This is a genomic window from Deltaproteobacteria bacterium (assembly GCA_009930495.1).
Classification (GTDB): domain Bacteria; phylum Desulfobacterota; class Desulfovibrionia; order Desulfovibrionales; family Desulfomicrobiaceae; genus Desulfomicrobium.
This window is the reverse complement of the sequence record RZYB01000090.1, coordinates 1-10,758: the sequence shown is the minus strand read 5'-3', so window position 1 is coordinate 10,758 and position 10,758 is coordinate 1. Positions and strand designations below refer to the sequence as shown.

Sequence of the window (10,758 nt, the reverse complement as noted above, 5' to 3'; positions counted from 1 at the left end):
CGCTCGGAATAGGGAAAGACATGGGCGTAGCTCAGGGGCAACTGGTCGGTCACATCCAGGGTTTCCGCGAACAGCGCCTCTGTTTCACCCGGAAAGCCGGTGATGAGGTCCGCCCCCAGGCCGAAAACCGGCCAGATCGCGCGCAGTCCCGCCGCGAAATCAAGGATGTCGCCCGGCCCGTAATGCCCGCGTCCCATGCGTCGCAGCACGTCCGGGCTGCCACTTTGCAGGGAGATGTGCAGATGCTGGCTCATCAACCGGCTGGCGCCCAGGGTGTCCAGGGCCTTGGCTTTGAGATCCGCCGGTTCCAGGGAGCCCAGGCGCAGCCGTGCACGTCCCGCCCATTCCGGTGCCAGGGCCTGATCCACCGCCGACATGAGATCCCAGAAATCCTGGCGCGGGTGCAGGTCGCGGCCATAGTGGCGCAGGTTGATGCCGCACAGGGACAACTCACGGATGCCCGAGGCCAGTAGCCGTCTGGCTTCGGCGATGACCTCGGCCGGTTCGCGGCTGACGGACGCGCCCCGGGTTTTGGGGATGATGCAGTACGTGCAGCCGTGGGAGCAGCCGTCCTGGACCTTGAGCACGCCCCTCGCCCGGTTGTAACTGGTGATATCCAGGCAGGGGAAGCGTGACTCCGTCGGGCGCGGCGCGTCCGTATCAGGATGGCACAGCAAGGGTTTGTCTTTCTGGCCGACAATCTCGTCCACGCCCGGAAGGGCCGCGACACGGTCGCGGTCCGCTTCCACTGCGCAACCGGCAACCACGACCCAGGGTTTGGGCGTAGGGGCGGCAACGGCGCGGGTGAGCTTGCCCAGGTCCAGGATGGCGCGTTCCGTCACGGCACAGCTGTTGATGACGACGATGTCCGCCTGTTCGGCCGTGTCGATTTCCAACAGGCCTTCGGCCAGCCAGGCCTCCCGGATGGCGTGGGTTTCGTATTGGTTGACCTTGCAGCCCTGGGTGATCAGGAAGAAGCGTTGGCCGGGTTCACGTCGCATGGAAGGTTTCCTCGATGACGGCTCCGGCCAGGACCCGGCCGGCCTCGTCATAGACCGCCGCGATTTGTCCTGGCGCGGGCAGGGGGCGGGGTTCGTGAAAGGTGATGTGCATGTCATTCCTCGTGACCCGGATTCGCGCCGGGGCGGGGCGCTGGCGGTAGATGGTTTGGGCCAGCACTGTTTCGGGCCAGTCCGAGGGTGGCTGGAGCAGATTGGGCGCGGCCGTGCGGCAGCCCAGGGCCATGGTCTGGCTTTTGACGCCAACCACCAACCGATTGCGCGGCGCGTCCTTGGCGATGACGTACAGCGGTTCGCTGTACGCGACGCCCAGGCCTTTGCGTTGCCCCAGGGTGTGGCGCCATAGCCCTTGATGGTGGCCGAGCACCGTGCCGTCGGCCAGGGTGATGGGGCCTGGACCGCTCAGGCGGACGTGGCGGGCGCGTAGAAAATCATGGTAATTCGTGGGAATGAAGCAAATTTCCTGACTTTCCTCTTTTTCCGGTGGAACCAATCCACGCTGGGCCAGGGCCTGACGCGCGTCGGCCTTGGTCCACTCGCCCAGGGGAAAAAGGACATGGGTCAGGCGCTCGCGGGGCACGCGGGATAGAAAATAACTTTGGTCCTTGACTGGGTCGAGGCCCCGGAACAGGGCCGGGCCGGTTTGCGTGTCGCGCAGCCGGGCATAGTGTCCCGTGGCCAGCTTGTCCGCGCCCAGCTTCAGCGCCCGGTCCAGTAGCAGTCCGAACTTGATGGCCGGGTTGCAGGTCGCGCAGGGGTTGGGCGTGGACCCGCCCTGGTACGCCGCGATGAACGGGGCGACGACCAGCCTTTCGAATTCCTGGCGCAGGTCGAGCACATGGAGTTCCATGCCCATGGCCGCGCACAGGTCCTCGAGGGCGTGACGTGGTTCGGTATCGCGTGCGTCCAGAAAACGCGCGTGCACGGCCAGGGTGTGCGCTCCGGATTCGCGGACCAGGATCAGGCTCATGAGGGAATCGATTCCCCCGCTCAAGGCAACGGCGATTTTCATACGGATAAAAAAAGGCCGGAAGGTCCGGCCGTTGGTTCAGGCAAGGGGCGGAGCCGGGAGTTTGGGCAGATGCGCTTCCAGGGTCGCGGCCGTGCGCAGGAGCCGGGCTTCCTCCATGCTCCCGCCAAAGAGCTGCAGGCCCACGGGCAGGCCCGTGTCCGCGCCCAGGCCCACGGGCAGGGAAAGACCCGGCAGCCCGCTCAGGTTCAGGGAGATGGTGAAGATGTCCGTCAGATACATCTGGAGCGGATCGGCCGTGTTGGCGCCGATGGCAAAGGCCGTGGTCGGGCAGGCCGGCCCGCAGATCAGGTCGCAGTTGGTCAGGGCGTCCAGGAAGTCCTGGCGGATCAGGCGGCGGACCTGGGCCGCTTTTTTATAATAGGCGTCATAATAACCCGCCGACAGAACGTAGGTCCCGAGCATGATGCGGCGTTTGACCTCGTCGCCGAAGCCCTCGCTGCGGGAGCGGGTGTACAGGGTCGCGAGGTCCTGGACATGGGCGCTGCGGCGGCCGTAACGCACCCCGTCGAAGCGGGCCAGGTTGGAGCTGGCTTCGGCCATGGCCAAAATATAGTAGGTCGCGATGGCGTACTTGGTGTGCGGCAGGGACACGGGCACGATCTGGGCGCCCAGGGACACCGCTGTATCCACGGCCGCGCGGCAGGCCGCGGACACTTCGGTCGAGAGCCCCTCGCCCCAGTATTCCTCGGGCATGCCCAGGCGCAGCCCCTTGAGGTCTTCGGGACGGGCGCAGGCCGCGACGTAGTCCGGCACGGGCGCGTTGATGCTGGTTGAATCCTTGGCATCATGTCCGGCCATGACCTGGAGCACCTCGGCCGCGTCGCGCACGGTGCGGGTCATGGGGCCGGCCTGGTCCAGGGACGAGCCATAGGCGACAAGGCCCCGGCGGGAGACCCGGCCGTAGGTGGGCTTGACGCCGACAACGCCGCAAAAGCTGGCCGGCTGGCGGATGGAGCCGCCGGTATCCGTGCCTATGGACGCGAAACACTGACCCGAGGCCACGCTGGCCGCCGAACCGCCGCTGGAGCCGCCGGGAACATGGGCCGGGTTCCAGGGGTTGGCGGTTACCTTGAAGGCGGAGTTTTCCGTGGACGAGCCCATGGCGAATTCGTCCATGTTGGCCTTGCCCAAAATGATGGCACCGGCTTCCTTCAAGGCGGTGACGCAGTGGGCGTCATACACCGGAATGAAATTTTCCAGAATTTTGGAACCGCAGGTGGTGGGCAGGCCCTTGGTGATCAGGGCGTCCTTGATGATGATGGGTACGCCCCACAACGGCTTGGTGGCGTCGGGGCCGGATTGGTCCATGGACTGGGCCTGATGCAGGGCGTTTTCGCCGGCGATGTGCAGCAGGGCTGCAATGGCCGGCTCTGTCTGGGCGATGCGATCCAGGCAGGCCTGGGTGGTTTCCCTGGCCGAGATTTTTTTGTCGCGCAACAAGTCGCGGATTTCAGTCAACGAGAGCTGGCAGAGCTGGGACATGGCGTACCTTTATGAACAGAAGTGAACGGATGCGGTCTCGGTCTAGACGATGCGCGGCACAACGAAATATTCGCCGTTGTTTTCCGGCGCGTTGCGCAGGATGTCCTCGCGCGGGAATTCCTTGCTCGTTTCGTCCGGGCGAAGCACGCTGACGTGCGCCACCGGGGTGTACATGGGTTCCACGTTCGAGGTGTCGAGTTCGTTCAGTGTGTCCATGTACCCCAGGATATCGCCCATCTGGGCGGCCAGGATAGGGGCCTGCTCCGGGGTGATTTCCAGTCGGGCCAGGGACGCGATGCCCTGGACTTTTTCGGGGCTGATTTTCATGTTGATCCTCTGGTTAATTCGTTTGAGCCTGTGCGCGGCGGGCCTCTCGCCGGGCTTGGAGCGCGGCCCGGGTGGCCTGCATTTTTTGCAGGTCGGCCTCGATCATGCCCGCCCCGGTGGGCTGAAACAGAAAAAGATCCTGGCTGGCCTTGCCCGAAACCCAGCGCATGGGCGCCATGCTCCAGGACATGTGGCTGGCGGCCGTGGCCAGGGCCTGGTTGAAGGCCTCGGTGGAGTCCTGGCCCGAGCCCAGAAGGGCCGTGAAGCGGACAAAATCATAGCCTTGGGCCGCCCACAGGTCGGCTTCGCCCGACCCGCTTTCGGCCATGGCCTTTTTGAGGTTTTGGGCGGGCAGGCCGACGGCGGCCGGGTTCCAGGAGCTGGGGAACATGGCCAACCCAAAATACTGCATTTCCAGGTGGGTGTCGGCCACGTTTTGGGTCCAAAGCTGGGGGCCCAGTAAGAACAGACGCGTTTCCTCGTAATAATGAAAGAGCGGCGCCAACTGCTGCACCGCCAGCAGGGAGTCGGGCAGGAACACGGCCTGGAAGGGCGGGTCCGGGTTCTGGGCGTTCTTGTTGTCGCTGGCGCCGAGAATCGCGGCCACGGCCTTGGTCCAGCCCGCGGGGTTGCTCTCGTCGTAGTCCCGGACCACGCTCACCTGGACCCCCAGGGCATTGGCTTCTGTTTTGAAGACTTGGGTCATGGCCGAGCCAAACCGGTCCAGGGGATGCAGCACCGCGAACGAGGTGACTCCGAGGTTGGTGCCGGCCTGGATCACGGCTCGCGCCTGATCCGCCGGGCTGCTGAAGAATCGCCACGCTTCCGTGCCCTCGTTTTCGACATTGGGGAGAAAGGTCAGGAACCGGGCCGAGGTGTGCAGGCCGGCCAGACGGATTTTCTCCCAAATATCCTTGCGCAGGGGGCCGCCAATGATGGGTGTGCCGCTGGCGGCGCGCAATTCGTCCAGAAAGGTCGGGGATTCGGTGTTGATGAGCTTGATTCCTGGCCCGCCGCTCTGTGTCCGGCCTTCCCGCCAGGCGCAATCCGCGCCGCGCGCGATCTGCCATCCAACCTTGGAATATGGCCCGGACAGGGGCAAAAGCAGGGCCAGCTGTTGTCCGACCACGCCCATTTCCCGCTCCATGGCGCGTAGGCTGGCGGTAAAAAAATCCTTGTTGGCCAGATCGCCGGTCTGAACGACGGCCGACAGGCTCGGCCAGACCGTTTCCCAGGCAGCCTTGTCGGCCTTGAGCCGCTGCATGCCCTGGGACCAGACCACCATGGACCAGGGAAAGGCATTGGGATTCCCGGTCATGGATTCGTCCAGGATTTTTTGCAGGACATCGGCGGGCAGCGAGTCCGCCCGGCTCAAGGCCAGGGATTCGATCCCGCTTTTGGTCGCCGTGTCGGGCGCGGCCTGATGCAGGAATCCAAGGGCTTCGAAGGCCAGGCCATATTCGGGAATGGACCAGAAATACTCCGCCAATTCCTCGCCCGCGGCCTGTCGCGTGGTCCAGTCCAAATCATTTTGCTTGATCAGGCCGGTCAGGAAGGACGAGTAGGCATCCTGACCTTTCCTGGCCAGCAGAAGATGGGCGTTGGCCTGGTTCCAATCCCAGGAGGAGGTGGCGTTCCGGCTTTCCGTCTTCCAGGCCTGGAGATTGCGCTCGGCCAATTCGTATTCCCCAAGTTGGACCGCGCTGCCGACGGAGTGCCTCCATGCCTCGGTCCGGCCAGGGTCGCCCGGCTTGGTCGTGGCCAGATGCCGCGTGTATTTATTCAGGGCCTTTTGTGGATCGACGGCTTTGTAGCCGGGGAGACCCGTGCGTGACGCGGTGTCCGTCGGCGTCGAGCGGATGACGGCTTTGGGCGCGCACGCGGCGAAAAGCAGGAGCAAGGCGATGATCAGGGAACGTCTGAAGCCTGTTTTCATGGTGTTGGAGGACCTGGCCGGATCCAGGTGGGGCTTGGGAACATGTGTTCCGGTTGGTGCAAAAAAAGCCTGGCCCAGAATGGGCCAGGCTTTGAATATAGGGACCGGCAATTTGCCGTGTCAATGCTTACTTGACTTCGGTGTAATCGGCGTCAACCACGTCGTCGTCATCTTTCTTGGCGCCTCCCTGGGCCTGGGCGTCCGGACCGCCGGCCTGGGCGCCGGCGTCGGTCTTCTGGGCGTAGAGCTTTTCGGCCAGCTTGTGCGAGGCCTGGGCCAGTTCGTCCATGGACTTCTGGATGGCGTCGGCGTCATCGTTCTGCATGACGTTCTTCAGAGCCTCGGCCTTGGTCTCGATGTCGGCCTTCAGAGGCGCGTCGATGTTCTCGCCCAGATCGCGGATGGATTTTTCCGTGGTGTAGATGAGCGTGTCGGCGCTGTTGCGGACCTCGATCAGTTTCTGCTTCTTCTTGTCTTCCTCGGCGTGGGATTCGGCTTCCTTGACCAAGCGGTCGATGTCCGCGTCGCTCAGGCCGCTGCTGGCCGTGATGCGGATGGACTGTTCCTTGCCCGTGCCCAGGTCCTTGGCCGAAACATTGACGATGCCATTGGCGTCGATGTCGAACGTGACCTCGACCTGCGGCACGCCGCGCGGCGCGGCCGGGATGCCGGTCAGCTCGAAGCGGCCCAATGTCATGTTGTCGGCGCACATGGGGCGTTCGCCCTGCAGGACATGAATGGACACCGACGGCTGGTTGTCGGCGGCCGTGGTGAAGGTGTTGCTTTTGCGCGTCGGAATGGTCGTGTTGCGGTCAATGAGCTTGGTGAACACGCCGCCCAGGGTTTCGATGCCCAGGGACAGCGGCGTCACGTCCAGAAGCAGCACGTCCTTGACGTCGCCGGTCAGAATGCCGCCCTGGATGGCCGCGCCCATGGCCACGACTTCATCCGGGTTCACGGAGCGGTTGGGCTCCTTGCCGAAAAATTCGCCGACCTTTTTCTGCACCAGCGGCATGCGGGTCATGCCACCGACGAGGATGACCTCGTTGATTTCGGACGCCTTGAGGCCGGCATCGGCCAGGGCCTTGCGACAGGGCTCGATGGTCCGGGCGACCAGGTGCTCGCACAGGGCTTCCAGCTTGGCCCGGGACAGCTTCATGGTCATGTGCTTGGGCCCGTTCTGGTCGGCTGTGATGAACGGCAGATTGATGTCCGTTTCCATGGACGCGGACAGGTCTTTCTTGGCTTTCTCGGCGGCTTCCTTCAGGCGCTGCAGGGCCATTTTGTCCTTGGAGAGATCAATGCCGTTTTCTTTTTTGAATTCATCGACCAGATAGTTGATGATTTCGTGGTCGAAATCCTCGCCGCCGAGGAAGGTGTCGCCGTTGGTGGCGCGTACTTCGACAACGTTGTCGCCAACTTCCAGGATGGAGATATCGAAGGTTCCGCCGCCCAGGTCGAAGACGGCGATTTTTTCGTTGGCCTTTTTGTCCGAGCCGTAGGCCAGGGACGCGGCCGTGGGCTCGTTGATGATGCGCTTGACATCCAGGCCGGCGATCTTGCCCGCGTCCTTGGTGGCCTGACGCTGGGAGTCGTTGAAGTAGGCCGGCACGGTGATGACGGCTTCGGTCACGGTCTCGCCCAGGTAGGTCTCGGCGTCCTTTTTCAGGCGCTGCAGGATGAGGGCGGAAATTTCCGCCGGGCTGTATTTTTTGTCGCCGATCTGGACATAGGCGTCGTTGTTGGCGCCGGCCACGATTTTATACGGGCTCTTGGCGATCCAGTCCTTGAGCTTGGGATCGTCGAACTGACGGCCCATGAGGCGTTTGACCGCGAACACGGTTTTGTCCGAGTTGGTCACGGCCTGGCGTTTGGCGATTTCGCCCACGAGACGATCCTGGTCGGTAAAGGCGACAATGGACGGCGTTGTCCGGCCGCCCTCGGGATTGGTGATGCATTTGGCGTCCTTGCCTTCCATGACATAGACGCAGCTGTTGGTGGTACCCAAATCTATTCCGATAATCTTGCCCATTGTGGTCTCCTCTCAGGTATTCGGGAAATATCGTAAAATCGGGCACAAACTAACGCCGAAAAAAGGCTTGTAAAGGGTTTGTCGGACATTTTTTGCACAAAAAGGTGCCGGATTATGGCCCGTCGGATATGAAAAAGCCCCGGCGGACCGGGGCTTGGCGGTTATTTTTTCGGGGCGGCGTTTGGAAAGAGCCGCTCAAAGACAATGCCGCGCATGGTGTAGGCATGGGCCGCGTCATCCAGACGGACCACGGCGTCGGCGTCGGGGCTTGGTCTGGCGGCGCGCAGCGTCATGGTTTTGGACGCGGTCTGAACGGTCAGGGCATGCGTCGGTTGTTCCAGGCCGGTCCGGCGCGGGTCGTTTACCGGCAGGGCTTCGGCCGCGCTGACCCTGGCCAGGGCCGGGACAATGTCTTCCAGCTGGGCCTGTGTCAGGCCTTTGCCCTTGGTTTGGCGGAAGGCCCAGGCGGGCGTGGCCGTGGCATTTGTGGCGTTCGTGGCGTTGGGCCCGGGTTGGGCCGCGCGGGTCAGGACGGCCTCGGCCCCTGGCATGGTCAGGCGCAGTTCGCGCACGTCTGGGGCCGCGATGGAGAGCAGGTTGGTATCGATCCAGAATTGGGGCGACGGCGCGCGTCCCTTGAGGCCGATCTGGGTCAGCAGCGTCCCGGGAACGACGTGGACCGCGTTCGCGCCGTCCTCGCGCACGAACACGGTCCGGAAATCACCCTTGCCCAGGAGCAGACGCAGCACGTCGCGCTGACCTTGGCGCAGGGTCAGGCGCACGGCGCCGGCCGCGTCGAGCTGGAAATCGGGCAGCACGGCTTCGTCGTTGGCGCGCTGTTCGCCGCGCAGATTGGCGACGGTTTCCAGCAGATGGTCAATGCTGGCCGCGTTGGCCGGGGCGTTGTCCAGGCTGGCCACGACCCAACCCGCTTCTGTTTTGTCGAGGCGCACCGTGGCGTTGTCCGGTCCGGTCACGTCAACGCCGGTGATGCTTTCGAGGTCCAGGTCCTCTGGTGCGAAGCGGTGCAGGGATTCGGCGGTCATCAGATTTTGGGGTGGACTCGCGTTTTTTTTGTACCACAAGCCGGCGCCAAGCAGGGCCAGGATCACGGTCAGGATCAGAATGTTCTTGGTGTTCATGCGGCGTTCCTCATGTGCTGGGCGAAAAGGGCCCGTCTGCGTTTCCGGCTCCAGATCCGGAACAGGGCCAGGGCGGTGATGATGGCCGTGGGCAGGCCGTAGGCCAGAATTTTCCAGGTCGCGGCCGAGGCCGGGTTGACATTCAAAATGATCCGGTCCGGCACCTTCTTGCCCCGGATCTGGATCAGGTCCGGGCCAAAAGCCATGGCGTCCACGGCATTCATGATCAGATCGACATTGTGCTGCAGCATGTCGTCTCCGAACATGCTCGACCCGCCGATGAAGAGCAGCTCGCCCGGGGCTTGGGCCGTTTCCAGATGCTGCTCGGCCGGCGCGCCTTCGGCTTCGGGCCAGGCTGGCGCCGGTTCCGGCGGAGCCGGGAATTGGCCCGTCAGGCGGATGGCCACCGGAAAGGACGTGGCGTTCGCGGCCGGCGGGGTGATCTGGGCCTGGGTCAGGGTGTCGCTCACCTCGGCCAGCCAGGAGCGCGGGCTGGACGAAATCAGGACCGTGGCGTTCAGCCCGGCGGCGTTCACTTTGGCCTGATCCTGCGTGATGGCCGAACCCCACGGGAAAAACAGATCGTTCAGGCGGGCCGTGAGCGGGTCGTCGGCGTTCATGGAACCCTTGGCGAGCATGATCTGGATCGGCAGGTTGAGGCTCATGCCACCGCCGAACATCTGATCGACCTGATTGCGGGCGACGCGGATGGGCACGCTCTGTTCGTCCATGAGCACCTTGGGTTCCAGGCTCACGCCGAACTGTCCGAGCATGTTTTCCAGGCCCGTGGTCAGCGGGATGCGGGTGATGGCGAGGTTGCCCTGGGCCATGTTGTAGTCCCACTGGCTGGTTTGGGCGGCCAGGATGGTTTTGCGGCCGCCGGCCAGGGCACGTTGGATCTCCCAGGCCTGGCGTTCGGAAAGGGCGGTGGGCTGCATCAGCAACAGCACGTCGGCGTCCTGGGGCAACGGGTCCTGGGCCGAGATGGTCACGGGCCGGACCTGGTATTTTTCCTGTTCCAGCACCTGGTTCAGCAGGCCGAATTGTTCGCCGCCGACCATGGCCACCACCGGCTTTTTGGCCTGGGTCAGGCGGAAGGCCGTGGATACGAGATAATATTCCAGCTCGCCCAGACTGTCGGGCACGATATTGGGGATGATTTCTTCGGGCTTGTCCTTGTAGGCCACGCCGATGGAGGAATAGATCAGGTCGCTGACCGCGCCGGTCTGGCGCATGGCCGACACGGAAAAAGGTTCGATGCCTTTTTCGAGCATGCGCCGTTCCAGGCCGTCGGCGGGTTTCCGGGGCTGATCCAGGGGGCCGCCGGCCAGGACGTTGGCCGCGTGCATGTGCACCCGTTTGTAGGTCAGCTTGCCGTGGCTGGCCAGGCGCAGCTCTTCCAGCCGGTCCAGGACGTCACGCTCCAGGGTCTTGATTTCCGTGGGCATGTCCTCCTCGGGCGTGACGTAGTAGGTCACCTGCACCGGCACGGTCAGGTCGGCCAGGATGCGTTTGGAGGCGGGGCTCACGGTGTGGATCTTGCCTTCGGTCCAGTCGAAGCGGCCCAGGCTCATGTCGCCCGCCAAGCCGTTGAAGACCAAGCCGATTCCCAGGCACAGGCCGGTGCACAGCGCGAACAGGCCGCCGAAATTCCTGCGGCCCCGGCCCTCGATGTGCAGACCGTTCAGAAACAGAAAGAGCGCTGTCCAGACCAGAAAATAGGCCACGTCGGCCATTTCGATGATGCCCCGGCTGAAGACGGCGTAATGCCCGGTGGCGCCGAGCAG

General features: G+C 63.8%; 8 protein-coding genes. All 8 read right to left on the bottom strand.

The features are described 5' to 3' along the window. Nucleotides 1-1,001 (bottom strand): radical SAM protein (locus EOL86_08670; protein NCD25648.1); only part of this gene is annotated, 1,001 nt, incomplete at its 3' end. After that, nucleotides 991-2,031 (bottom strand): tRNA 2-thiouridine(34) synthase MnmA, encoded by a 1,041-nt coding sequence (gene mnmA / locus EOL86_08665; GenBank protein NCD25647.1) that lies wholly within the window; start codon nucleotides 2,029-2,031, stop codon nucleotides 991-993. The genes mnmA and EOL86_08670, both read right to left, overlap by 11 nt. A gap of 36 nt (nucleotides 2,032-2,067) precedes the next feature. Next, nucleotides 2,068-3,534 (bottom strand): Asp-tRNA(Asn)/Glu-tRNA(Gln) amidotransferase subunit GatA, encoded by a 1,467-nt coding sequence (gene gatA, locus EOL86_08660; protein ID NCD25646.1) that lies wholly within the window; start codon nucleotides 3,532-3,534, stop codon nucleotides 2,068-2,070. Between the two features lie 42 nt (nucleotides 3,535-3,576). Next, nucleotides 3,577-3,861 carry an Asp-tRNA(Asn)/Glu-tRNA(Gln) amidotransferase subunit GatC gene (gatC, locus tag EOL86_08655; protein NCD25645.1) on the bottom strand — a complete coding sequence of 95 codons (285 nt, stop codon included), beginning with the start codon at nucleotides 3,859-3,861 and terminating at the stop codon, nucleotides 3,577-3,579. Between the two features lie 13 nt (nucleotides 3,862-3,874). Beyond that, nucleotides 3,875-5,797, bottom strand: coding sequence for a hypothetical protein (locus EOL86_08650; GenBank protein NCD25644.1), 1,923 nt, complete (start codon nucleotides 5,795-5,797; stop codon nucleotides 3,875-3,877). 127 nt (nucleotides 5,798-5,924) lie between these two features. Then, nucleotides 5,925-7,829, bottom strand: coding sequence for a molecular chaperone DnaK (dnaK, locus tag EOL86_08645; protein ID NCD25643.1), 1,905 nt, complete (start codon nucleotides 7,827-7,829; stop codon nucleotides 5,925-5,927). A 161-nt stretch (nucleotides 7,830-7,990) separates the two neighbouring features. After that, nucleotides 7,991-8,971 carry a DUF4340 domain-containing protein gene (locus EOL86_08640; GenBank protein NCD25642.1) on the bottom strand — a complete coding sequence of 327 codons (981 nt, stop codon included), beginning with the start codon at nucleotides 8,969-8,971 and terminating at the stop codon, nucleotides 7,991-7,993. After that, nucleotides 8,968-10,758, bottom strand: a 1,791-nt coding sequence (locus EOL86_08635; protein NCD25641.1) for a hypothetical protein, incomplete at its 5' end; no start/stop codon positions are given. The genes EOL86_08635 and EOL86_08640, both read right to left, overlap by 4 nt.